The sequence below is a fragment of the Mesorhizobium sp. WSM4815 genome, assembly GCF_055811575.1.
On record NZ_JBVVQS010000077.1, the window covers coordinates 60,686 to 84,178 of the forward strand.

19 protein-coding genes are annotated in these 23,493 nt (G+C 62.3%); 8 read left to right on the top strand and 11 right to left on the bottom strand.

Annotation, left to right across the window (positions count from 1 at the left end):
* Positions 1–3: 3 nt before the first annotated feature.
* From AC0L2B_RS04870 to AC0L2B_RS04900, 7 genes are all read right to left on the bottom strand, one after another.
* Positions 4–1,323 carry a PQQ-dependent sugar dehydrogenase gene (locus AC0L2B_RS04870; RefSeq protein ID WP_473744458.1) on the bottom strand — a complete coding sequence of 440 codons (1,320 nt, stop codon included), beginning with the start codon at positions 1,321–1,323 and terminating at the stop codon, positions 4–6.
* 64 nt (positions 1,324–1,387) lie between these two features.
* Positions 1,388–2,473, bottom strand: a complete 1,086-nt coding sequence (locus tag AC0L2B_RS04875) for a c-type cytochrome (protein WP_473744435.1) — start codon at positions 2,471–2,473, stop codon at positions 1,388–1,390.
* Positions 2,473–3,096 (bottom strand): cytochrome c oxidase assembly protein, encoded by a 624-nt coding sequence (locus AC0L2B_RS04880; RefSeq protein WP_473744436.1) that lies wholly within the window; start codon positions 3,094–3,096, stop codon positions 2,473–2,475. Before AC0L2B_RS04880 ends, AC0L2B_RS04875 begins: the two co-directional genes overlap by 1 nt.
* A complete protein-coding gene (locus AC0L2B_RS04885) occupies positions 3,093–3,473 on the bottom strand; it encodes a hypothetical protein (protein WP_128166553.1) in 381 nt (126 codons plus the stop codon). Before AC0L2B_RS04885 ends, AC0L2B_RS04880 begins: the two co-directional genes overlap by 4 nt.
* A gap of 7 nt (positions 3,474–3,480) precedes the next feature.
* Complete coding sequence (gene ctaD, locus AC0L2B_RS04890; protein ID WP_473744437.1) at positions 3,481–5,997, bottom strand: cytochrome c oxidase subunit I; 2,517 nt, start codon at positions 5,995–5,997, stop codon at positions 3,481–3,483.
* Positions 5,994–6,983 carry a cytochrome c oxidase subunit II gene (coxB, locus tag AC0L2B_RS04895; protein WP_473744438.1) on the bottom strand — a complete coding sequence of 330 codons (990 nt, stop codon included), beginning with the start codon at positions 6,981–6,983 and terminating at the stop codon, positions 5,994–5,996. Before coxB ends, ctaD begins: the two co-directional genes overlap by 4 nt.
* A 292-nt stretch (positions 6,984–7,275) precedes the next feature.
* The gene (locus AC0L2B_RS04900; protein WP_473744439.1) at positions 7,276–7,746 is read right to left on the bottom strand and encodes a nucleoside deaminase; all 471 of its coding nucleotides are present in this window, start codon (positions 7,744–7,746) and stop codon (positions 7,276–7,278) included.
* A 151-nt stretch (positions 7,747–7,897) separates the two neighbouring features.
* Between AC0L2B_RS04900 and AC0L2B_RS04905 the strand changes: the two genes are divergently transcribed.
* Entirely contained in the window at positions 7,898–8,335 is a 438-nt protein-coding gene (locus AC0L2B_RS04905) for a DUF2267 domain-containing protein (RefSeq protein WP_473744440.1), read from the top strand.
* Positions 8,336–8,370: 35 nt separating this feature from the next.
* Here the strand turns inward: AC0L2B_RS04905 and AC0L2B_RS04910 are convergent, their stop codons facing one another.
* Entirely contained in the window at positions 8,371–8,550 is a 180-nt protein-coding gene (locus tag AC0L2B_RS04910; protein ID WP_473744441.1) for a hypothetical protein, read from the bottom strand.
* Positions 8,551–9,019: 469 nt separating this feature from the next.
* Between AC0L2B_RS04910 and AC0L2B_RS04915 the strand changes: the two genes are divergently transcribed.
* The 4 genes from AC0L2B_RS04915 (at position 9,020) to AC0L2B_RS04930 (ending at position 15,070) form a co-directional block, all read left to right on the top strand.
* Positions 9,020–10,969, top strand: coding sequence for a PrkA family serine protein kinase (locus AC0L2B_RS04915; RefSeq protein ID WP_027151391.1), 1,950 nt, complete (start codon positions 9,020–9,022; stop codon positions 10,967–10,969).
* Positions 10,970–10,988: 19 nt separating this feature from the next.
* Complete coding sequence (locus tag AC0L2B_RS04920; protein WP_473585946.1) at positions 10,989–12,299, top strand: YeaH/YhbH family protein; 1,311 nt, start codon at positions 10,989–10,991, stop codon at positions 12,297–12,299.
* A 9-nt stretch (positions 12,300–12,308) separates the two neighbouring features.
* Positions 12,309–13,931 (top strand): SpoVR family protein, encoded by a 1,623-nt coding sequence (locus tag AC0L2B_RS04925; RefSeq protein ID WP_473513364.1) that lies wholly within the window; start codon positions 12,309–12,311, stop codon positions 13,929–13,931.
* Positions 13,932–14,479: 548 nt separating this feature from the next.
* Positions 14,480–15,070, top strand: a complete 591-nt coding sequence (locus tag AC0L2B_RS04930; RefSeq protein ID WP_473744442.1) for a DUF1772 domain-containing protein — start codon at positions 14,480–14,482, stop codon at positions 15,068–15,070.
* A gap of 21 nt (positions 15,071–15,091) precedes the next feature.
* On the opposite strand, the gene AC0L2B_RS04935 is transcribed toward AC0L2B_RS04930, so the two are convergent.
* Complete coding sequence (locus tag AC0L2B_RS04935) at positions 15,092–15,298, bottom strand: hypothetical protein (RefSeq protein WP_027151394.1); 207 nt, start codon at positions 15,296–15,298, stop codon at positions 15,092–15,094.
* Positions 15,299–15,500: 202 nt separating this feature from the next.
* Positions 15,501–17,495: a protein-L-isoaspartate(D-aspartate) O-methyltransferase gene (locus AC0L2B_RS04940; RefSeq protein ID WP_473744443.1), complete on the bottom strand. Its 1,995-nt coding sequence runs from the start codon at positions 17,493–17,495 to the stop codon at positions 15,501–15,503.
* Positions 17,496–17,754: 259 nt separating this feature from the next.
* On the opposite strand from AC0L2B_RS04940, the gene AC0L2B_RS04945 reads away from it, so the two are divergent.
* From AC0L2B_RS04945 to AC0L2B_RS04955, 3 genes are all read left to right on the top strand, one after another.
* The gene (locus AC0L2B_RS04945; protein WP_473744444.1) at positions 17,755–20,166 is read left to right on the top strand and encodes a phosphoketolase family protein; all 2,412 of its coding nucleotides are present in this window, start codon (positions 17,755–17,757) and stop codon (positions 20,164–20,166) included.
* Positions 20,166–21,338 (top strand): acetate/propionate family kinase, encoded by a 1,173-nt coding sequence (locus AC0L2B_RS04950; RefSeq protein WP_473744459.1) that lies wholly within the window; start codon positions 20,166–20,168, stop codon positions 21,336–21,338. The genes AC0L2B_RS04945 and AC0L2B_RS04950 overlap by 1 nt, the downstream gene beginning before the upstream one ends.
* A 105-nt stretch (positions 21,339–21,443) precedes the next feature.
* Positions 21,444–21,779 (top strand): hypothetical protein, encoded by a 336-nt coding sequence (locus AC0L2B_RS04955; protein ID WP_236473713.1) that lies wholly within the window; start codon positions 21,444–21,446, stop codon positions 21,777–21,779.
* A 179-nt stretch (positions 21,780–21,958) separates the two neighbouring features.
* Here the strand turns inward: AC0L2B_RS04955 and pdxR are convergent, their stop codons facing one another.
* The gene (gene pdxR / locus AC0L2B_RS04960) at positions 21,959–23,467 is read right to left on the bottom strand and encodes a MocR-like pyridoxine biosynthesis transcription factor PdxR (protein ID WP_473744445.1); all 1,509 of its coding nucleotides are present in this window, start codon (positions 23,465–23,467) and stop codon (positions 21,959–21,961) included.
* Between the last annotated feature and the right edge of the window lie 26 nt (positions 23,468–23,493).

Genomic DNA, 23,493 nt, shown 5'->3' on the forward strand with positions numbered 1-23,493 from the left:
TGCTCAAAGTGCCGATTGCGTCTGAGCTGGAACGACCCGCCAGATCTTGTTGCCGACATCATCCGCCACCAGCAGGGCGCCGCGCCGGTCTATCGCCACTCCCACGGGACGGCCAAAAGCCTTGTCGTCCTCGCTCAGGAAGCCGGTGAGGATGTCCTGGGGCGGGCCGGAGGGCCTGCCGCCTGAAAACGGCACGAAAATCACCTTGTAGCCGCTGTGCGGCCTGCGGTTCCACGAGCCATGCTGCCCGACGAAAGCGCCATTCCTGTATTGAGGACCGAACAGGTCGCCTGTGTTGAAGGTCAGTCCCAATGAAGCCGTGTGCGCCCCGAGCGCATAGTCCGGCTTGATCGCCTGGGCGACGAGGTCGGGCCGCTGCGGCTTGACGCGATTATCGACGTGCTGGCCAAAATAGCTGTAAGGCCAGCCATAGAAGCCGCCATCCTTCACCGAAGTCATGTAATCCGGCACCAGATCGCTGCCGATCTCGTCGCGCTCGTTGACGACGACCCAGAGCTCACCGCTTTCCGGGTTCCACGAGAGGCCGTTCGGATTGCGCAGGCCGGAGGCGAAGAGACGCGTCTGTCTCGAGGTGAGATCGATCTCCAGCACGGCGGCTCGGTTCTCTTCTTCCTCCAGGCCGTTCTCGCCGACATTGGAATTGGATCCGACCGTCGCATAGAGCTTCGTCCCGTCCTGCGAGGTGGTCACGTCCTTGGTCCAGTGGTGGTTCCTCCCCGCGGGCAGGTCGACGATCTTCTCCGCTGGTGCGGTGATCTCGGTCGCACCCTCCTGGTAGGGAAAGGCCACAATTGCATTGGCGTTGGCGACGTAGAGCTTGCCGTTGAGCAGGGTCATGCCGAATGGCGAGAACAGCCCGGTGAGAAAGGCGGTTCTGGTTTCTGCCACCCCGTCGCCGTCCTGATCGCGCAGCAGCGTGATGCGATTGGCGCTATGCGTCCCCGCGCCGGCCTGGCTCTGGAAGAAATTGACGAAGAAGCGCCGTATGCTGAAGCCCTCCTCCGGCCTGGGCGGCGCATTGCTCTCGGCCACCAGCACGTCGCCGTTTGGCAACACATACAGCCAGCGCGGATGGTCGAGCCCTCGGGCATATTCGTTGACTGCAAATCCCTGGGCCGCTGTCGGCTTGGTGCCCTGCGGCCATGGCATGGCCTTGGCGACATGGACGGTCGGCAGCCAGGTCGGATTGGGCTCCGGCAGGGTCGGGTTGGGGCCATAGGTCTCGGCGATCGGAACGGTTGCCTCTTCGCGCGACAGGAAGAAGATCGCTCCTGCGGCGATTACGAGAACAATGATCAGCATGAGAAGGGCGGTAGCCAAGTTTTTCACCAGCACCTCGAAAAACGTCGAAAGAACGCAAACGCGCTTATCGCGTTGCGGTTGCCGACGCAGCGGCCGATCGGGAGAAGTAGGCCGCAAGCGCGCGGACGTCGTCGTCCGTCAGACCCTTCGCGGCATTTGCCATGAGATGGCCGAAGCGCGTTCCGCCACGCTTTCCCGCCCTGAACAACCCAAGCTGCGTCTCGATGTAGGGCGCCGGCTGGCCGGCGATCGAGGGATAGAGCGGGCTGCGGTCCTGTCTTCCGTGACAGCCGAGACAGGCGGGCACATTGGCCTGCCTGACGCCGCTCTCGGCGATTTCCTTGCCGCGCCGGACAAGTGCTGGATCGCCGCCGCCGCCGGGGTGCATCGCCGGCAGGGCAGCGAAATGCCTGGCCAGGTCCGGCCAGAGTTGAGGCCCTGCCGCAATGGCGGGCAGGCTCATCAACCCACTTGCCCGGCCTTCCTCGGCATAGGCACGCAGGCTTTCAAGCAGATACGCCTCGCTCTGCCCGGCCAGAACGGGTATCGCGGGACCGCTTCCAAGACCGTCCTCGCCGTGGCAGCGGGCGCAATCCGCCAGCACTTGCGGCAGGGTTTCGGCAGCGCCTGCAGGAGGCGCAAGCCTTTCGCCATAGGCGAGATCGCGATAGGCGGCCTCGTCCAGCGACGGCAGTTCGCGCAGGAAGGCGACCATCGCCCAGACCTCGTCGTCGCGTTCCTGCGTCGGCCAGGCCGGCATGCCGGTGAAACGCACGCCGTGCTTGACGATACGAAAAAGCTCCGCGTCCGACCATTCGCCGACGGCCCCAGCAAGGTCAGGCGGCTGCGGCAGCATTCTCATGACGACAGGAGATCGCGGCTCGCCCGGCGCGCCGTGACAGATGGCGCAGCCGCGTGCGAAATGCCCGGCGGCCGGCTGAATCGCATGGCGCGGCAGAGCCTCTGGAGCGTCGACCGCCAGGGCATAGGTGCGCACAGCCGATCGCATGGCGAAATGGAGGAACCATTCCGTGATCTTCCAGTGGCCGCTCGAGGCACCGACATTGAAAAAGCCGATCCAGGCCGCCAGCACCACGACGAAGGGCAGAATGGCAAGCGCTATGGCGAGCTTCTTCCAGCTGATATGCATCAGACCGTCTTCCGCGGTGGTGTGGCGAGGATGCGCGCGAAAAGCGTCACGCCGCCGGCCAGGTAGACCGCGGCGCCGACCAGAAGCATGATGACGCCGCCAAGTTCCTGATCCTGCTGGGCGGAAAGCGCGATGCCGAAGCAGCTTGTCTCGCCGGTCCCATAAAGCGGCCGCGGGGTCAGCGCCAGCAGCGCGCCGAGCAAGGTCATGTGGATGGACGTCAGAAGCAGGGCGAAGGCGCCGGCGGCATAGCCTGTGGTGTCCGAGCCGCGGCGCGGCAGGCAGGCCAGCCACAGGAACAGCCCGGCGGCAAGGAACGTGACCTGCTCGACAGCGGTGACAAACAGCGAGCTTTGCGCCAGAGCCCGCAAGGCCGGTGCGTGCCAGGACCAGACGACGATGAGTTCGACGAGGGAGGCGGGGAGGGCGAGGGTGAACGCCCGGCTCGCACCTGGTGTCGGGCCGAGCGGGACGCCAATCGCCATCAGCGGCGCGGCGATCGCCACCACTCCCATATGCGCCAGCATGTGCGCCGAAAACGGATCCCGCAAGCCATCGAGCAGCGGCCCGAGCCAGACCAGGGCAAGGACGAGGATGCCGAGGATGAGGCAGGCGCGTCTCACCGGATACACTCCGTCAGGAACAATGCAGGCATCGCGGTGAAGATCACGGCGATGAAGCTGAGACCCGAGAGCAGCAGCGTCGCAAAGCCCTGGAACAGGGTCCGGTCGCGTCTCGTCGGATCGTCGTGCGGCGGATCGTCTGTGCCGAAGCCCCATTGCCGCCAGGCGAGCCATGCTGACAGCGCGATCAGCGAGAGGGCGATCACGGTGGCGGCGGCGATGCCGGCGCGCACAGCGCTGAAACTCAGCCCGACAAGCTCGGGCTTGGCGCAATAGATCGCCGCGCCGATGTAGCAAACAAGGAAATGCGCAGCCCACACCACCGGCGCAGTGAACAGCGTCCACAGTGTCTCGATCTGTTTTGGGACAAGCCACATCGGCGCCTCACATCGCTGCCGGAAAGAGGCCGATGATGGCGAAGGTGGTGACGGCGGCAATCAGCAGGAAATGCCAGTAGAGCACCACATTGCCTAGATCCAGGTCATGCTTCGGCGTCAGTCGGCCGGCCAGCGAGCGGGCCAGGCAATAGGCCTGCATGACTGTGCCGAGCGCTGCATGGGCGAGCACCCAGATCACCAGGATCCAGACGATTGCGGGATAGACGTGGCGCGTCGGGTCCATGCCTGGAGACAATGGCGCGGCCAGGCCTGTGGCGGACGCGGCAACGGTCGTTAGCAGGGACAGCACCAGCAAGCCGCGCATAGTGGCCGTAGCGCCGCGCCTGTTGACCGTGCGTGCCGCCACCATCAGGCCCCACGCCGCAGCGAACAGGCTGGCAGCCACCAGCGACCAGACCGCATCGGGCCCGGCAGTCCCCGCGGTGAAGTTGGCATGGATCGTCCAGTAGAAGAAATAGCCGAAGACGAGGCTGGCGAACGCGGTGCCATCGCCCACCATGGTGATGAACATCGCCCACCAGCCGACCGAATCGGAGCCGGAGGCATAAAGCGGCAGGCTGAGGCCCAGGCCGACATCCTTTTCCGGCTTCTCGGGGATTTCGCCAGTGCCCGTCCAGAGCCAGTAGATGACGGCGCAAAAGCAGATGATTGCGGCCAGCGCCGTCGCGATCCACCAGTGGAAGGTAAGCGCGATGAAGGTGCCTCCGAGCGAAAGAGCCGAGACGATGGTGACATGGGAGGTGCCGCCGACGCGCAGCACCTGGACGGGTTCGGCGTCGAGCACGGTGGTGACCAGTCCCTCGCGCCATCCCTCTTCCGCGTCGGGCAGATAATAGCGGCCTTCATTGACTTTGCGGGCAAGGTCCTTCTGGTCCCACAAGGGGTAGCGGCTGCGCACGATGGGTATCGAGCGGACGCCCCAGTTCTCCTCCGGCTCGGAAATCCATTCCAGCGTGCCGGCATTCCACGGGTTGAATTCGCCGCGCGGCTGCCGGTGCTTTGGCCTGAGCACGTCGAAGACGACCACCAGCACGCCCGCGGCGAAAATGAAGGCTCCGGCCGTCGAGATCAGGTTCAGCCAGTTCCAGCCGATTTCGGCTGGATAGGTGAAGACGCGGCGGGGCATGCCGCGCAAGCCGCTCAGATGCATGGGGAAAAAGGCGATGTTGAAGCCGCAGAACATCAGCCAGAAGGCGAGCCGCCCCAACCGGTCTGAGAGCTTCTTCGCGTCGATCAGCGGGTAATAGTAATAGAGCCCGGCCACGACCGGGAAAAGCATGCCGCCGATCAGCACATAATGGAGATGCGCAACGACAAAATACGTGTCGTGGGCCTGCCAGTCGAAAGGTGCGAGCGCCACCATGACGCCCGTCAGGCCACCAATGACGAAGATGGCCAGCCCTCCGGTGCCGAACAGCATAGGGGTCGAGAAGATCACCCGGCCGGCCAGCATGGTGGCGATGAAGACGAAGATCTGCACGCCCGTCGGGATCGCCACCGCCTCGGAGGCCGCCGAGAAGAAGGCCAGCGAGATCTGCGGCAGGCCTGTGGCAAACATATGGTGCACCCACAGGCCGAAGGAAAGGAACCCTGTCCCCACTGCCGCGAGCACGATCCAGGAGTAACCGACGATCGGACGCTGGCAAAAAGTCGGCACGATCATGGCCATCAGCGCGATCGCCGGCAGGAAGATGATGTAGACTTCCGGATGGCCGAATATCCAGAACAGATGCTGCCACAGCAGCGGGTCGCCGCCGCGCGCCGCGTCGAAGAACGGCCAATCGAACATCCGTTCCATCTCGAACAGGAGGTCGCCGGCGATCAGCGGCGGGAAGGCGAACAGGATCATTCCGGCGACGATCAGCAGGTACCAGGCGAAGAGCGGCATCAGGTTGATGCGCATGCCCGGCGCGCGGCATTTCATGATGCCGACGATGAGCTCGACGGCGGCCGCGATCGAGGCGACTTCGATGAAGGAAAGGCCGAGCAGCCAGATGTCGGCGCCAATGCCGGAGAACTCCTTGTCGGTGGCGAGCGGCGGATACATGAACCAGCCTGCCGACGGCGCCGCATTGAAGAAGATCGAGCCGCAGACGAAGATACCGCCGAGCAAAAAGCTCCAAAAACTGAAGGCTCCGAGGCGCGGAAACGGCATTTCGCGGGCGCCCAGCATCGGCGGCAGCAGGAAGATCGCGACCGCCTCGAAGATCGGCACCGCGAACAGGAACATCATCACCGTGCCGTGCAGGGTGAAAGCCTGGTTGAATAAGTCGGCCGAGAGGAAGTCGTTGTCGGGCGCGGCGAGCTGTAGCCGCACCAGGAGCGCGAGCACGCCGGCAAACAGCATGAAGGCGAAGGCCGCCGAGCCGTACCAGAGGCCGATCTGGTAATTGTTCACCGAGGTCCAGTAGCGCCAGCCGGTTGGATTGGCCCAGACGGCGCGCAGCCGCTGTTCCTGCGCCTTGTATTCTTCCGGCGAACGCTCCTTGACAGCAGCGCTCATCGCAGGCCCCTCAGCCAGGCGGCCATGGCGCGAATGTCGCCCGGCGGCAACATGTCGAAGGCCGGCATCCCGGAACCAGGCTTGATCAGGTCGGGCCGGGCGATGAAGCGGGTGACGGCGTCTTCGGTGTTGGGCAGGATTCCGGCTGCGACGGTGGCGCGGGAACCGATATGCGAAAGATCCGGGCCGATCAGGCCGCGCGCATCGGTGCCCGCGACGACATGGCAGGACCCGCAGCCATGGCGCAGGAACAGCGCGCCGCCGCTTGCGCCGGCCCCTTCCGCGGGAATTGCCTGGGCGGCAAGCCAGGACCGGAAGGCTTCGGGCGCCATGGCGACGGCCGAGAGCGCCATCAGCGCGTGAGACGTGCCGCAATATTCCGCGCACGGGCCGCGGAATATACCGGGTTTGGTGGCCATGATCGAAAGCCTGTTGGTGCGGCCGGGGATCATGTCCATCTTGCCGCCGAGCGGTGGGATCCAGAAGGAATGGATCACATCGGCGCTTTTCAGGGTCAATTCGACCCGCTCGCCGACCGGCAGCCTGATCTCGTTGGCAGACGCGACCGGCGGTCCCAGAGGAGGGTGATAGACAACTTCCCACCAGAACTGCCTGCCGGTGACTTCGATCCGCAGGGCGGCGGGGCTCGCCTGGGCGAAGGGCCGAAGGCCAGGCATCAGCCACAACGCATAGGCGAGCAGCGCACAAAGCGTGACCGAGGGGAAGACTACGCCGCCCCAAAGGATGATGCTGCTGGCAGACTTTTCGGCCAGCCTGCGGCGATTGACGAGGGCTGCATGAAGAAGCAGGCCGACCACGCCCAGCCAGATGACGGCGCCGCCGCTTAGCATGACCCAAAACAGCATTTCTATCTGCTGCGCTTCCGCTCCCGCGGGCTCAAGTGCCGACTGAGTGCTCGTCTGGGCGCCGGCAGAGCCGCTCGCGAGCAACAATGACGCAGCTGACAGGCTGAAATATCGACCCATTTGCAACCCCTCCGCGGTAAACCGGCGAGAGGGGCGGAAGGTTCCGGGCAACTGAGCGTTCGAACTGGTGGAATGAACGTGTCGCTCGAGTCCGAATGTAGGCTCCAGTCGGCGGTTTTGCGTGCGAGTATTGAGATGCGCACCGGATTTGCGAGGAACGCGTCGATGGCTTTCTGCGACAACACGCGGGCCTCGCGTGTCAAACCTTTGGGCCGGAAGTGGCCGGAGCTTATGGCGCCGCAGAGGCTACGGATTCTTCACCGACAGCAGTCCTTTTATGATTGGTTTTCTGTCACCAGAAATCCTTGTGGTCGGTTACGATCGCTTCTTCGAGTTCAGGGAATGGGCCACGGATTGCAACATGGCGCCGTCCGGCGGCGAACACCTGATGACAACTCAGATCGACGGTCAGATTCTCCGAATTGTCTCCGGTCAGCTCGGCCAGCCGCGTTTCGCTGAGCCCGTAGACCACGGTGCCGATGCCGGCCCAGTAACAGGCCCCTGCGCACATGCAGCACGGCTCGACCGAGGTCACCAGCGTGCATCGCTCGAGAAAGGTCGGGTCGTATTGCTGCGCAGCTGCGCGGGCCACGTTTGCCTCTGCGTGGCCAACGCCGCGATCCCGCGCGTAGGTGTTGCCCGACGAAAGCAGCACGTCGCCTTCCGGCCCGACCAGGAGCGCCCCAAAAGGATGATTGCCACTCGCCCGGCTCTCGGTGGCGATCTCCACGGCGAGACGTAGATATTCGGTATCGCTCTTCATGGCCGCCTCCTTGGGGTGCCCGTTCGTAACTGTACGCGTAAAGAGCTCTTGGACAATTTTCAACGAGTGACGAAACAATTGCGCTCGATCGCCGTTTGCGCGTCATGGCGGGTATTTGGGGCGGGTGTTGGATTGCCCAGAGGAGGCGACGATGAGCGCAACGGGCTTGGAAGTTTTTGACAAAACCCTGCAGACGACAAACATCTGGCTGGACGAGATCATGGCCGATCACGGGCCCGACAGGCGCGTGGCCTGGCATATGCTGGGAGCCGTTCTACGCACCTTGCGGGATTGGCTGCAGATCGAACTGGCTGCCAATTTGGGGGCTGAACTGCCGCTTCTCGTGCGCGGAGCCTACTATGATCGGTATCGGCCGCGTGATCTGCCGACGAGCAGCCGTTCGTTGGAGGATTTTTTGCAGCGGGTGGCCGAGGAGATGAAATCCACTCGACCGGTGAATCCCGAGGATGCGACGAGATCCGTGTTCAAGGTACTCGCCAGGCATATCGACCTCGGCCAGTCGGCCAAGGTGCGGGACGCGTTGCCGAAGCAGATCCGGGCGCTTTGGCCCGAAAGTGTTGGAGTCTAGCAGCAAGACCAAAGTCGGGCCTGCCGATGAGGTTCTCAACCGCCTCCGCCCGCGCGGTCGTTTTCCTCGCGATACAGTCGCTCGGTGGCCCGATCGCTTTCTCTGCGCTCTGCGGGCCCACGGCGTCGCCACGTAAGGAGTGCGTAGGCGAGCAGGATTGCCAGCAGTAGCGGGCCGCCAGCAACGACGATCAACCACATGCTGTTCTCGAACATGGAACATCTCCTTTCTCTCGTTACCCATCAGGAGCGAAACCGTTGCTCCCGGTGCAGGGTTGGACACCGCAGTGCAGTTCTCTTCGCCGAATGGCCAGTGATTCGCCATTCAACTGCTGAACGCGGGCAACTGCTGAACGCGGGCAACTGCTGAGCGCGGGCAACTGTTGAGCGCGGGCAACTGTTGAGCGCGGGCAACTGCTGAGCGCGGGCGGTTTATTGCTTCAGAAAGGCAACTTGTACCCAGCGGGCTGTTGCGCTCGGCAAGCGCTGGTGGAAGAATGGACTTCCCTCGGAAACGTTCCATTGTGCGAGCCATTCGCTGGCTGACTTCCAGGCGTTCACGATATCTGTCTGGACCCCTAACATCCGGTCGCAGACGCACTACGTGTAGTAGGGAACCACAAAGGCTTTCCGACAGTTGAGTGAAGAGGCGACAGCAACCAGACCGGCCGGGGCGAGGAATACCATGCGCGAGAACCACTCCGACGTCTTCGATCTGTTTTCGGAGATTTACACCAATGCGGCGCAGGAGGAGATAAGCATCCAGCAATATCTCCTTGCCTGCCGCGAGGATAAATCGATGTATGCTTCGGCGCCCGAGCGGATGGTCGAGGCGATCGGCGAGCCCACCCTGATCGACACCAGCATGGATGAGCGGCTCGGCCGCATTTTCTCGAACAGGACAATCAAGGTCTATCCCACCTTCGCCGAGTTCTATGGCATGGAGGACACGATCGAGCGCATAGCCGGCTATTTCCGCTATGCCTCTCAGGGGCTCGAGGAGCGCAAGCAGATTCTCTATCTGCTTGGCCCTGTCGGCGGCGGCAAGTCCTCGCTCGCCGAACGGCTGAAGAAGCTGATGGAGGAGCGTCCGATCTATACGCTGAAGGTCGGCGACCAGATCAGTCCGGTTTTCGAATCGCCGCTCGGGCTTTTCAATCCTGACCGCATGGGCGACCTTTTGGAGGACAAATACGGCATCGCGCGGCGCCGGCTGAACGGTCTTATCTCGCCATGGGCGGCCAAGCGCCTCGACGAACTGTCCGGCGACATCTCCAAGTTCAGCGTCGTCAAGCTCATGCCTTCGCGGCTACGCCAGATAGGCATCTCCAAGACCGAGCCAGGCGATGAGAACAACCAGGACGTTTCGGCCCTGGTCGGCAAGGTCGACATAAGACAGCTCGAGCATTTCAGCCAATCCGATCCGGACGCCTATTCCTACAGCGGCGGCCTGAACCGGACCACGCAGGGGCTGCTCGAGTTCGTCGAGATGTTCAAAGCGCCGATCAAGGTCCTGCATCCGTTGCTGACCGCTACCCAGGAAGGCAGCTACAACGGTACGGAAAACTTCGGATCTTTCCCGTATCAGGGCATCGTCGTAGCCCACTCCAACGAATCGGAATGGCTGCAGTTCAAGAACAACAAGAACAACGAGGCATTCCTCGACCGTATCCTGGTGGTCAAGGTGCCGTATTGCCTGCGGGTCACAGAAGAAAGGCAGATCTACGAAAAGCTGCTGCGCGAAAGCGAATTGGCCTCCAGTTCCTGTGCACCGGAGGTTCTCGACATTCTCAGCCGGTTCACCGTTTCGACCCGTCTGGCCGAGCACGACAATTCGCCGCTCTACACCAAGATGCGCGTTTATGACGGCGAGAACCTCAAGGACATAGATCCCAAGGCGAAGTCGGTTCAGGAATACCGCGATGCCGCCGGGGTCGATGAAGGCATGACCGGCGTCAGCACGCGCTTTGCCTTCAAGATCCTGTCGCAGACCTTCAACTACGACACCAAGGAAGTGGCCGCCGATCCCGTGCATCTGATGTACATTCTGGAGGAGGCGATCAAGCGCGAGCAGTTCCCTAAGGAAACGGAAGCCGCCTATCTCGACTTCATAAAGTCGGAACTGGCCACGCGCTATGCCGAGTTCATCGGCCATGAAATTCAGAAGGCCTATCTGGAATCCTACAGCGAATACGGCCAGAACCTGTTCGACCGCTACATCGCCTATGCCGATGCCTGGATCGAGGACCAGGACTACAAAGACCCCGATACCGGCCAGATCCTCAATCGCGAGGTGCTCGACAACGAACTGTCGCAAGTCGAAAAGCCGGCCGGCATTGCCAACCCCAAGGACTTCCGCAACGAGGTCGTGAAGTTCACGTTGCGCGCCCGGGCGAGGAACCATGGCCGCAACCCTTCGTGGACGAGCTATGAAAAGCTGCGCGAAGTCATCGAGAAGCGGATGTTCGGCCAGGTCGAGGATCTGCTCCCGGTGATCAGCTTCGGCTCCAAGCAGGACAGCGTAACGGAGAAGCGGCATACCGAGTTCGTGCATCGGATGGTCGGACGCGGTTACACCGAACGCCAGGTCCGCCGACTGGTGGACTGGTACATGCGGGTGAACAAGGCGGGCTGAGTCCGGCCGGGATGGTTCCATGCCGATCTTTGTCGATCGCCGACTGAACCCAAAGGACAAGAGCCTCGGCAACCGCCAGCGCTTCCTGAAGCGTGCGCGCGAAGAGCTGAAGCGAAGCATCCGGGATCGGATCCGTACCGGCAAGATCGCCGATGTCGACAGCGAGCACACCGTCTCGATGCCGGCGAGGGGCACAGCAGAGCCGAGCTTCAGCGATGCCAAGGACAGCGGCAGGCGGCAGCACATCCTGCCGGGCAACAAGCATTTCGCCCCGGGCGACCGGGTTCCGAAGCCCGGCCAGGGCGGCGGCGGCTCATCTCCCGGGAAAACGGTCTCGGAGGACGATTTTCGTTTCGTGCTCTCGCGCGAGGAGGTGCTCGACCTCTTTTTCGAGGATCTCGAACTTCCCGACATGGTCAAGCTCAACCTCAAGGAGATACTATCCTTCAAACCGCGCCGCGCCGGGTTCGCGGCGACCGGTTCGCCGACCAACATCAATGTCGGGCGCACGATGCGAAACAGCCATGGTCGCCGGATTGCGCTAAGGCGCCCCAAGCAGGAGGAACTCGATGCGATTGCGGAGCAACTCGCAATCCTGGAGGCCGAGCCGCAGAGCGCGGCGCCGGCACGCCAGCGCATTGCAGCGCTGCGGGAGGAGCTTGAGCGACTTGAGCGCCGCCGCAAGCGGATCGCCTATGTCGATCCCGTCGACATCCGCTTCAACCGTTTCGACGCCCAGCCCGTACCGAACGCCAATGCGGTCATGTTCTGTCTCATGGACGTATCCGGCTCGATGGGCGAACGCGAGAAGGATCTGGCCAAGCGCTTCTTCGTGCTGCTGCACCTGTTCCTGAAACGGCGCTACGACCGCACCGAAATCGTCTTCATCCGCCATACGCACGAGGCGCAGGAGGTGGACGAGGAAACCTTCTTCTACAATACGCAAAGCGGCGGCACGGTTGTTTCCACGGCACTCGAGGAAATGCACCGCATCATCGCGCAACGCTATCCCAGCAACGAGTGGAACATCTATGCCGCCCAGGCGTCGGACGGCGACAATTTCGTCACCGATTCTGAGCGCTGCATCGGCCTGATGGACGGCCAGATCATGCGCCTGTGCCAGTATTTCGCCTATGTCGAGATCATCGACGAACGTGAGAGCCATATTTTCGGCACCACCGACAATGGAACCTCGCTCTGGCGCGCCTACAGCGTTGTCAACCAGCGATGGCCGAATTTCCAGATGAGCCGTATCGCCAACGCAGCCGACATCTATCCGGTCTTTCGCCAGCTCTTTGCCAGGCAGCCGGTCCTGCAGAAAAGCGCTTGAGGGGAGCCGATGGCGAACCAGACTATCAAGTCGGGCCAGACCAGCAAGTCGGGCCAAACCAGCAAATCAGGCCAAACCGGCAAACCAGGCCAAACCAGCAAATCAGGTTTGCTCTTTTCGGGGTCCGACTGGGATTTCAAGACACTGTCGCGCGCCTACGAAGCGATCGAGGCGATCGCCATCGAGGAGCTTCATCTCGACATCTATCCGGTGCAGATGGAGATCATCTCGTCCCAGCAGATGCTCGACGCCTATTCCTCGGTCGGCATGCCGCTGATGTATCGCCACTGGTCCTTCGGCAAGCATTTTCTCTACCAGGAATTGCTCTACCGCAAAGGCGGGCGGGGGCTCGCCTATGAGCTGGTGATCAATTCCAATCCTTGCATCGTCTACCTGATGGAGGAAAACACCATGGCCCTGCAGGCCCTGGTGACAGCTCATGCAGCGCTTGGCCATAATCATTTTTTCAAGAACAATCATCTGTTCCGGCAATGGACGGACGCCAGCGCGATCCTGAGTTATCTGGACTTTGCCAAGGGTTACATTGCCCGTTGCGAGGAACGGCACGGCGTTGCCGCGGTGGAGGCGATCCTCGATGCGGCCCACGCGCTGATGGAACAGGGGGTCTTCAGATATCGCCGGCCGCCGAAGCTGTCGTCGGAGCGGCAGCGTGTAGGCGTTCGTGAGCGCCTGGAGTACGAAGAGCGTTCTTACAACGATCTGTGGCGCACGCTGCCGCCTTCGAAGGGTGGAGACAATGTTGGGGAAAAGAATTCCGACATCGCGGAGCGAAAGAAAACGCTCAAGCTGCCCGAGGAGAACCTGCTTTACTTCCTGGAAAAAAACAGCCTGGTCCTGGAGCCCTGGCAGCGTGAAATCGTCAGGATCGTCCGCGTGGTCGCGCAATACTTTTATCCGCAGCGGCAAACGCAGGTGATGAACGAAGGCTGCGCCACCTTCGTGCACTACACGCTGATGAACATGCTGTTCGATCGTGGCCTGATCAGCGAAGGCGCGATGCTGGAAATCCTGCGCAACCATTCGAACGTGATCTTTCAGCCGGGCTTCGACGACCCGCGGTTTTCCGGCATCAATCCTTATGCGTTGGGCCTCGACATGATGCAGGACATCCAGCGCATAGCGACCGAGCCGACTGCCGAGGATCGTGACTGGTTCCCCGATATCGCCGGCAACGGCGATTGGCGCGAAACCCTGCTCGACGCGTGGGCGAACCATCGCGACGAATCTTTCATCCGCCAGTATCTGAGCCCCGCTCTGATGCGGAAGTGGCGGTTCTTTGTCCTCGCCGACGCCGCCAGCGAGCCGCATTACGAAGTCGCGTCGATACACAATGAGCGTGGCTACGAAAAGATACGCGCCGGGCTCGCCCAGAGCTACGACATCGGCGCGAGCCGGCCGGATATCCAGGTGGTGGATGTCGATCTGCTCGGCGACCGGCAGTTGCGACTGGAGCACAAGGTGAAGAACGGCATCATGCTGGAGGAGGGCGGTCGCGACGCGACGCTGCGCCATATCCGGACCCTGTGGGGCTATGAGGTCAGCCTGGCGGCGATCGATGCGCAAACCGGCGCGACGCTCAACGAACGTTCGACCAGCCAAATCGGGGAATGACCAAAACCGGAATGGCCGGCGACGGCGTCGTTCTACAGCCGGGTTTTTACTCCTGGGTCCAATGCTCCGGGTCCAATGCCCTGGCCGTCGGACCCGGGAAGGTCGGTTCCGTAGGGATCTCCGGTGGTATATCGGGAGGAATTTCGACGGGCTGCCTTTCGGGGCTGGGAACGGGATCAGGCGAAGGCGGAGGAACGCCCGGAGGCTCACCTGGCGGAGTCTCCGGCGGAGCAGGAGGCCGGGCCGGCTCAGGATTGGGATTATCCGGTATCGGCACGGGATTGTTCGGGTCTGGATCAGGATCGGTCATCGGAGACTCCCCGAAGCTTGCTTCACATCTCCTCGGCGCCAATGTGTTTCCACTCAACAGCTCCGGCGCCAATGAATAGCTCGTTCTCGCTGTCGACCCCGGCCTAGACGTGGGTCGTTCGCAGCGACATGTGTCTCCTTCCGTTTGCTCGGAGGAGGATCATCCAGGGTGACAACCATCGCGCCGAACGATGGTTCCATGCCTTGGCGGTGGGGCTCAATGCCAGCGGCGTTGAATAATGGAGCGGCGGCTCCACCTTCGTCGCCTTTACCGTGTCGGCGAGCACGCTATGTACGCCGCGTATTGCCAAGACGGTTCAGGGAGGAACAGCATGCGCGCGTTCATGATTGTCACCCTTCTTCTGGTCGCAATCGCAATGGCGCTGTCGCTCGCACACGCGTTGGAGTTGCCCGGCAAGTTGCGCCTCAAGGAGGCCACCTACAAATCTGTGCAGGAGATCTACTATCCCGGCTTCACGATCGGCGGGTTTGCCGAGATCGGCGGCATCATTGCACTCGCCATCCTGCTTTACCTCACGCCCTATCCAGGCGGTCGATTCTGGTGGACTTTGGCGGCCCTTGTCTTCCTGGTGGCGGAACATGCGACCTATTGGCTGGTAACACATCCCGTCAACAATTTCTGGGTGCAGGACGTCGCAGTGTCGAATCCAGCCGCGACGTTTTTTTCAATGCTCCGCCGGAAGCAAAGCGGCGACTGGAAAGACTTGCGCGATGTTTGGGAAGCCTCGCACGTCGCCAGGGCAGTTCTGGCGATGCTGAGCCTGATCTCGATTGCTGTCGCCGCGACATTTTATGCTGGGAGTGAATAGCGCGTGGGATGCGCAGCGACGCTACTTGTTCGTCCGCATCTTTTGTCTTGGATTGATCCCGCCAAGGGCGTTCGTGTCGTTCTCGACATCGCCCTCGATGGTGTTTTCGCCTTCGAGTACGAGTTCGTCGCCTTCCTTGATCGTGCCCTTCGAGGTGCCGATACCGGGATTGTTCCTCAGATCGGCATCGCTCGGCTTTTTCCACTTTGGATGTTTGGTTCCGCTCATGGCACAACTCCTTCGAAAAGTGTCCTGTTCTAAAGCGCATCGCGTTGAAACGGATTCAATCGACGCGCTTTAAATCTTTGTTTTTATGCATGTCGTTGTCCCAAAACCGCTGCGCACTTTTGGGCGACATGCACTAGAAACAGCACGGCGCGATGAATGTTCCGCCGAAACTCACCTTGACGCGGCCTTGTCCGCGAGGCGGCTAGAGCCCGAACGGATAGGTGTCGGGAACGCCGGTTCCGACATGCTCCGGCCCAAGCGGCGTCACCGCGACGGTTTCGTCAAACCAGACGAACGCGTCAAACTGCTGGGCAAGAGAGGCATCCGCGTAATGGCTGCGCAGTTCGGTTTCCGGCCGATAGATCACGCCGATGAAGCGCTCCAGCCGACGCTCCAGAAGCCGCTCGCGCAACGTATCGTCGCGCTTGATATCGAGCAGGAAACGCGAGACGCCGCAATCGTGGCAAAGCCGCTCGTAGCTATCGCTATGGGAAGGCCGCACCCGCTTAATCTCCATCTCGCTGTCCCAGTCGCAGGCCGCGGCGACTGTCCCGGAATGCGTGCTGAGCCCGATCAAGGCTGCCTCGTCGCCGAAGCGCTGGCGGCAGAGCTGGCCGATGTTCACTTCGTCCCTGACAATCCCCATTTCGGTGTAGCGGGCGTCGCCGATATGGGAATTATGCGCCCACACGACCGCCTTGGCGTTCGGCCCGCGAGCTTCCAGCAGATGCTCGAGCGTCTCGAACATATGGGTGTCGCGCAGGTTCCAGGACTGCGCGCCGCCATAATACATGATCCGGTAGTAGCGTTCCGCGGATGCGATCAGCCGGGCATTCTGGGTCGCATCCAGGAAATCGACGCCGTCCTGCTGGGCATAGTCGAGCTGCCTGGCAAGCAGTTCGCGGCATTGTTCGAGCACGGCCTGCTCGCATTTCTGGTAACCCGAAGTGAGCGCGACACGGCCGTAGGTGGATGGTTCATTTTGCCAAGGCGTCAGACAGCCATAGCGTTCACGCGCGATCTTTGCTGCCTGCGGATCGACCCGGTCGAGATAGTGCAGAACCGCGGCGATCGATCCGCTCATATTGTAGATGTCGAGGCCATAGAACCCCGCCAGTCGGGACGATAGCCTGATGCGCTCGTTGTGATGTCGCATCCAGTCGACGAACGCCGCAACGTCGGTGTTGCGCCACATCCAGGTGGGAAACCGCTGGAACGGCGGATCGGCGTTGGCGCGTGGCGGCCGATGGCGGACGTAGCGGTCGATCGCCGCTGCATCGGGCCAGTCGGCCTCGACTGCGACGATGGTGAAGCCGTGCTTCTCGATGAGCCTGCGGGTGATCGCGGCGCGGGCCCGGTAGAACTCCGACGTGCCGTGGCTCGCTTCACCGAGCAGGACGACGCGCCGGTCGCCAAACCGGTCGAACAATTCGCCGAACGCCGGATCGTCGAAGCCCGGCAGCGGCTCGGCCGCCGCCGCGATCATCTCCGGCAGGCTGCGCGTGCGCGCGCGTCCGGACGGACCATCATTCGCGATACGGTTGCCGCTCTCGGGCCAGCCCTGCTCGCCGATGAGCGGGACAAACCGCACGCCGCCGAAATCCTCCTCGCTGTAAGTTGCAGCGCCGGTTCGGGTGACCTTGAGAAGGCGCTGATCATGCGGCTCGTCGCCGACCGGGATGACCAGCCTGCCGCCAACGTCGAGCTGTTCCTGAAGCGCAAGCGGCGCACCGGGTCCGCCGGCGGCGACCAGAATGGCGTCGAAGGGCGCCGCGTCGGGCCAGCCTTTGGTGCCATCGCCGGTGCGGACCTCGATATTGTCATAGCCAAGCTCTTGGAACCGCTGTCTCGCCGTTTCGGCCAACCCGGCGTGGCGCTCGATCGTGTAGACGCGTTCGACAATCCGGCTCATCACGGCAGCCGCGTAGCCCGAACCGGTGCCAACCTCCAGGACATGGTCGCCCGGTCCGATTTCCGCCATCTCGATCATCAAGGCGACGATGTAGGGCTGCGATATCGTCTGACCCTCGGCGATCGGCAACGGCCCGTCCTCGTAGGCGAATTCTTCAAAACCGGGAGCGACGAAAGCCTCGCGCGGAACCTCACGCATCGCTTCCAGCACCTCGCGATCATGGATGCCACGGCGGCTGAGATGGACTTCGACCATTCGGTTGCGTTCGTGGGAAAGATCGAGCATCGTTTTGCTCCTCTTGCGAGATGACAGCCCCCCGATTGTCCCCTAATCGTGCCCGACGGCTTCTCGGGTATGCGCTCGGCCTCGGCAACTCATGTCGGGCGGCTAGTCTCCTTAACCGTTGGCGAGCTTCCAGGTTCCTGCAAAAGAGCGATTGGCGGCGCAACGGCGGCTCCAGCCGAACTTATTTCCGTGAAAATCCTTTCTCCAGGGCGATGTCACTCCAGATATCGACGGGCGAACGCATTCTGGAGATTTTTCCATGAACGACGAGGCTCAGAAGCCTGCGACCCTAACAGGCCTTTATCAGGTCGATCTCATGGACCGCTATTGGCGGGCCGCGAACTACATTTCGGTTGGCCAGATCTATCTGATGGACAATCCGCTGCTGCGCGAGCCGCTGAAAGCCGAACACGTCAAGCCGCGGCTGCTCGGCCATTGGGGCACGACGCCTGGCCTCAACTTCATCTACGTCCACCTGAACCGCGTCATCCGACAACGCGGTCTCGACGTTCTGTTTATCTGCGGCCCGGGTCATGGCGGCCCGGCGATGGTGGCGAACACCTGGCTCGAGGGCAGCTACAGCGAGATCTATCCCGAAATCGGCCAGGGCGAAGACGGGTTGAGGAAACTTTTTCGGCAATTCTCGTTCCCCGGCGGAGTGCCGAGCCACGCTGCTCCGGAAACGCCCGGCTCGATCCATGAAGGCGGGGAACTGGGATATGCGCTGGTCCATGCTTTCGGCGCGGCCTTCGACAATCCCGATCTGGTGGTCGCCTGCGTCGTCGGCGACGGCGAAGCGGAAACCGGTCCGCTCGCGGCGGCATGGCACTCCAACAAGTTCCTCAACCCGGCATCCGACGGCGCTGTGCTGCCGATCCTGCATCTCAACGGCTACAAAATCGCCAACCCGACGATCCTTGCCCGCATGGATGACGTGGAATTGCGAGCCCTGTTCGCCGGCTATGGCTACGAACCTTTTTTCGTCGAAGGTCACGAGCCGATTCCCATGCATCGGTTGATGGCCATCAAGCTGGACACCGTGCTCGACAGAATCGGCTCGATCCAGGAGCGCGCCCGTACACCGTTCTGGCAAGGAGAGCGTCCGCTGTGGCCGATGATCGTGCTGCGCAGCCCGAAGGGGTGGACCGGCCCGAAGGAGGTCGATGGCGAGAAGGTCGAGGATTTCTGGCGCTCGCATCAAGTGCCGGTGTCGAACGCCCGCAGCAATGCGGGACATCGCAAGATCCTCGAAGACTGGATGCGGAGCTACGAACCGGAAAAGCTGTTCGACGACAGCGGGCATCTTCTTCCAGAACTGGCGGCACTTGCGCCAACCGGATCCAGGCGCATGGGCGCAACCCCCTATGCCAATGGCGGACTGCTGAAGCGCGACCTCGTGCTTCCCGATTGGAAAAGCCTGGCGCTCGACGTGCCGCGTCCGGGAGGTGCCAAGGCCGAGGCGACGCGGGTTCTCGGAAGCTATCTCCGCGAGGTCATAAGCCTGAATGCGCAGGCCGGGAATTTCCGACTGATGGGGCCGGATGAGACATCCTCCAACCGCCTAGACGAGGTCTTCGAGGTTACCGACCGGGTCTGGATGCAGCGGATCGAGCCCTATGACGTAAAACTCTCCCGGGACGGCCGCGTCATGGAAGTGCTCAGCGAGCATCTCTGCCAGGGATGGCTGGAGGGCTATTTGCTGACCGGCCGCCATGGCCTGTTCTCCTGTTACGAGGCGTTCATCCACATCGTCGATTCCATGGTCAACCAGCATGCGAAATGGCTGAAGACATCCCGCGAGCTTGCCTGGCGCGAGCCGATCGCTTCCCTCAATTACCTGCTGACCTCGCATGTCTGGCGGCAGGATCACAATGGCTTCAGCCACCAGGATCCGGGCTTTGCCGATTTCGTCGCCAACAAGAAGGCCGACACGGTCAGGCTCTATTTCCCGCCGGATGCCAACACGCTGCTGTGGATCACCGACCATTGCCTGAGAACCTATAACCGCATCAACGTCATCACCGCCGGCAAGCAGCCGGCGCCGCAATGGCTGTCCGTCGACGCCGCGGAGGCCCACTGCAGGGCGGGGGCGGGAATCTGGGAGTGGGCCGGGACGGTTGCGGAGCGCGAGGATCCGGATGTGGTCATGGCCTGCGCCGGCGACGTGCCGACACTGGAGACGCTCGCGGCCGCCGACATTCTGCGTTCGGCGCTTCCTGACCTGAAGGTTCACGTCGTCAACGTGGTCGACCTGATGACGCTGCAGTCGAATTCAGAGCATCCGCATGGCCTGGCGGACGAGGATTTCGACGCGCTGTTCACGAAAGACAGGCCGGTTATCTTCGCCTATCACGGCTATCCCTATCTCATCCACCGCCTGACCTACCGGCGCGCCAACCATGACAACATGCACGTGCACGGCTTTCACGAGGAAGGCACCACGACGACGCCTTTCGACATGGTCGTGCTCAATGAGCTCGACCGCTACCACTTGGCGCTCGCGGCGGTCGAACGCGTGCCTGGGCTCGCCGAACGGGCGAAAGACCTTGCCGCCGAACTTCACGGCAAGCTTGACGAACACAAGGCTTACGTCCGCGAGCATGGCGAAGACATGCCCGAGATCCAGGAGTGGAACTGGCCCGAGAACAGCTCGACGAAGGCTGGCGATTGATGCGACAGGCAATTCTTGCACTGAACGCCGGCTCCTCCAGCATCAAGTTCGGACTATACGATCTGGAACCCTCCGCGGAACTGCAGCTTGTCTCGCGTGGCAAGCTGGATCTCGGCGATGCGCCGAGGCTCAGCGCGAAAGCGGCTGACGGAACCATGCAGTGTGATCGGCCGCTTGCCGCAGACGCACGCGATGCGGGCATCGGCGATTTGCTGCGCTGGATCGAGAGCGAACTTGGCGGCAGGAAACTGGTCTGCGCCGGTCACCGCATCGTGCATGGCGGGCGCGAGTTCGTCGAACCCGTCCGCCTGACGCCGGTCGTGATCGAGGCCCTGGACAGGCTGACGCCGCTTGCGCCGCTGCACCAGCCCCGCAGTCTCGCGCCGATCCGCACACTTGCGGCGCTGCGGCCGGATCTGCCGCAGGTCGGCTGCTTCGACACCGCCTTCCATCAGACGATCGATCCGATCGTCAGCCGCTTCGCGCTGCCGCGCAAATACGATGCGGACGGAATCCGCCGCTATGGGTTTCACGGACTTTCCTACGAGTACATCGCCGGGCGGCTCAAGGCGATGTCGCCGGCGCTTGCAGCGAAGCGGACGATCGTCGCCCATCTCGGCAACGGGGCGAGCCTGTGCGCCATGCGCGACGGGAGAAGCTTCGACACAACGATGGGCTTTTCCGCGCTCGACGGGCTGGTCATGGGCACGCGTTGCGGCGCCATCGATCCGGGCGTGCTTTTGTACTTCGTCCTGGAACGAGGCATCGCCGGAGAGGCTCTGCAGCATATGCTCTATGAGCAATCCGGGCTGCTTGGAATATCCGGCATCTCGGGCGACATGCGCACGCTGGAAGCGAGCGACGACCCCCACGCCCGCGAAGCGGTAGAGCTTTTTGCCTTCAGGGTGGCACGGGAAGCTGCCGCGCTCGCCAACACGCTGGGCGGCCTCGAATGCCTGGTGTTCACCGCCGGCATCGGCGAGCGCTCGGCGCCGGTCCGCAAGGCAATATGCGAAAGGCTTGATTGGCTTGGGGTGGCGATCGACGAGCCATCCAATGCCGCCCATGCCGGGACCATAAGCCAACCGGACAGCGAGGTCGAAATACGCGTCGTCGCGACCGACGAGGAGAGCATCATTGCCCGCCACGCGCGGGAGCAAGGGGATGCTTGATAACGCAATCAGCGGCGCGTTTCCAGGCAAGGAACCCTGCGCGTCCGCGACCGTTTCCCCTATCTGATGACCTTGGGGGATATGATTACCAAAGGGAGAAATCCAATGGCGGAGACCACCAATATGGCAGGCACCTCAAAGGCGGCAAACGACGCGCAGGAAGCGATGAAGAAACAGATCGCCGAGCTTCGTCGCGAAATCGCCAAAATAAACCGGACCCTTTCCGACCGTGCCGAGGAGGCACAGGGCTGGTACGAGAGCGCCGCCGAACGAGCCTCGCGCGCAGCCCGGCAATTGCGTAGCCAGGCACACACCGTGACCGAAACCGTCCAGCAGAACCCAGGCACGATCTCTACGGCAATGATGCTTGGCGGGGTGCTCGGCGTACTCTTGGGAATTGTGATTGCAAAGAGCTCCGAGCCTGAACGGCGGTGGTTCTAGAGCATTTTGCAGCCAAAAGTCTTGGTTTGGCGTCCGACAAAATGCGTAAAACAAAGAGTTAGAGCGCGGGTTTGGTCCACCAAAACCAAAGCGCTCGAGGGCAATTCACCACCCGCGCGGTGCCGAGGCTGCCTTCGGCGTCGCGCGCGCCTGTTCCCTCCAGGCAGGCCGTAAAGCACCTACGATACATCGCCGCAGCCTGTTGCCTCCTCGTAAGCACGTCGAAGGAGCTTTAGCCCTCTGTGGATCTGGCTCTCGGTCAGACTTGCGTATCCCATCACCAGGCCGAGGCAGCTGCGATCCAATGTCTGGTCGAAATCCACTGTCTGGTCGAAGTAATGCGGCGATATCGAATGGATGCCAACTCCGAGCGCGGCGGCCTTATCGATGAACGACGCCGCCATGGAGGGCGGCATGTCGCGAAACCAGACGACGACGTGCAGACCGGCCTCTGCGCCTTCGACCCGAACGAGATCGCGGAATTCCGCCTGCAGAGCGTCGAGGAGCGCTGCACGTCGGCGGGCATTTTGACGCCGGGCCTTGCGCACGTGGCTTTCGTAGACGCCGGTTTCCATCAGGGTCGCAAGCGCCTCCTGTTCGAGGCTGGGGGCATGCCTGTCCGTCAGGCGCTTGGCATGGGCAAAAACCTCCTGCAACTCACGCGGAACGACGACGTAGCCGATCCGCAGCAACGGCGACAGTGTCTTCGAAACCGTACCGATATAGATGACGTTCGACGCGCCTCCCAGCGCGCGAAGCGGCGGTATCGGGTTCATGTCGAAACGATATTCGCTGTCGTAGTCGTCCTCGACGATGTAGGCCCTCTTCTCTTTCGCCCATCCTAGCAGTTGCTGGCGTCGCCCCATCGACATGACGCTTCCCAAGGGAAACTGATGTGACGGCGTGACGTAAGCCAGCCGCGCGTCAACATCCGCCAACAGGTCTGCCCTGATGCCTTCGGCGTCGACCTCCACCGGGGCGGCGATGGCTCCTGTCATCTCGAAGACGCTCCGTGCCATCGGGTAGCAGGGCTCTTCGATGGCGAAGCCGTCGCCCTCATCGAGAAGCAGGCGGGCGCAGAGATCCAGTCCCTGCTGAGAACCGTTGACGACGACGATCTCGCTCACCTCGCAGCGGATGCTGCGCGCTCGCCATAGATAGCCCTGCAGGGCGGCACGCAGGCGGGTCAAGCCACAGGGGTCGCCATAGGACAGCTTGAGCGGCCGTCCCATCGCAGCATCGTTCATGGCCTTTCGCCAGGCAAGGGTCGGGAAGTCAGAGGCCGACATGTCGCCGTAGCGGAAGTCGGCTACGAGCTTCTCCGACGCAACCCGCATCGGGATGGCTCGGGATCGAAGCCTTTCTCCGAAAGCGGAGAGGCTGTGTGGCTCTGCGGCTGTATGAACGAGGTCTCCCGGCTCGCTGTGCGCGACCTTGATAGCCACCCGTGGCCGAGCGCCATGTCGAATTACCACGAACCCCTCGGCGGCGAGCTGTTCGTAAGCGGACGTCACAGTCGTTCGCGAGACGCCAAGCTCGACCGCCAGTGCACGAGCCGACGGAAGCACGTCTCCGCGCCCGTAGATCTCCGCCACGATCTGTTCCCGCAGGTTCTCATAGATCCCGCGCGCGCCCAATCCCGGCGACGAACCTCCCGACGACGAATTCTGCTTGCGGGACTGGACCATTCGCGATTACCCAAATGAAGACGTTT

Bases quoted from the DNA above. Each gene is read 5' to 3' on its own strand.
- AC0L2B_RS04870 (WP_473744458.1), bottom strand. From the start codon at position 1,323: ATGCTGATCATTGTTCTCGTAATCGCCGCAGGAGCGATCTTCTTCCTG.
- AC0L2B_RS04875 (WP_473744435.1), bottom strand. From the start codon at position 2,473: ATGCATATCAGCTGGAAGAAGCTCGCCATAGCGCTTGCCATTCTGCCC.
- AC0L2B_RS04885 (WP_128166553.1), bottom strand. From the start codon at position 3,473: ATGTGGCTTGTCCCAAAACAGATCGAGACACTGTGGACGCTGTTCACT.
- ctaD (WP_473744437.1), bottom strand. From the start codon at position 5,997: ATGAGCGCTGCTGTCAAGGAGCGTTCGCCGGAAGAATACAAGGCGCAG.
- coxB (WP_473744438.1), bottom strand. From the start codon at position 6,983: ATGGGTCGATATTTCAGCCTGTCAGCTGCGTCATTGTTGCTCGCGAGC.
- AC0L2B_RS04900 (WP_473744439.1), bottom strand. From the start codon at position 7,746: ATGAAGAGCGATACCGAATATCTACGTCTCGCCGTGGAGATCGCCACC.
- AC0L2B_RS04905 (WP_473744440.1), top strand. From the start codon at position 7,898: ATGAGCGCAACGGGCTTGGAAGTTTTTGACAAAACCCTGCAGACGACA.
- AC0L2B_RS04910 (WP_473744441.1), bottom strand. From the start codon at position 8,550: ATGTTCGAGAACAGCATGTGGTTGATCGTCGTTGCTGGCGGCCCGCTA.
- AC0L2B_RS04915 (WP_027151391.1), top strand. From the start codon at position 9,020: ATGCGCGAGAACCACTCCGACGTCTTCGATCTGTTTTCGGAGATTTAC.
- AC0L2B_RS04920 (WP_473585946.1), top strand. From the start codon at position 10,989: ATGCCGATCTTTGTCGATCGCCGACTGAACCCAAAGGACAAGAGCCTC.
- AC0L2B_RS04925 (WP_473513364.1), top strand. From the start codon at position 12,309: ATGGCGAACCAGACTATCAAGTCGGGCCAGACCAGCAAGTCGGGCCAA.
- AC0L2B_RS04930 (WP_473744442.1), top strand. From the start codon at position 14,480: ATGGAGCGGCGGCTCCACCTTCGTCGCCTTTACCGTGTCGGCGAGCAC.
- AC0L2B_RS04935 (WP_027151394.1), bottom strand. From the start codon at position 15,298: ATGAGCGGAACCAAACATCCAAAGTGGAAAAAGCCGAGCGATGCCGAT.
- AC0L2B_RS04940 (WP_473744443.1), bottom strand. From the start codon at position 17,495: ATGCTCGATCTTTCCCACGAACGCAACCGAATGGTCGAAGTCCATCTC.
- AC0L2B_RS04945 (WP_473744444.1), top strand. From the start codon at position 17,755: ATGAACGACGAGGCTCAGAAGCCTGCGACCCTAACAGGCCTTTATCAG.
- AC0L2B_RS04950 (WP_473744459.1), top strand. From the start codon at position 20,166: ATGCGACAGGCAATTCTTGCACTGAACGCCGGCTCCTCCAGCATCAAG.
- AC0L2B_RS04955 (WP_236473713.1), top strand. From the start codon at position 21,444: ATGGCGGAGACCACCAATATGGCAGGCACCTCAAAGGCGGCAAACGAC.
- pdxR (WP_473744445.1), bottom strand. From the start codon at position 23,467: ATGGTCCAGTCCCGCAAGCAGAATTCGTCGTCGGGAGGTTCGTCGCCG.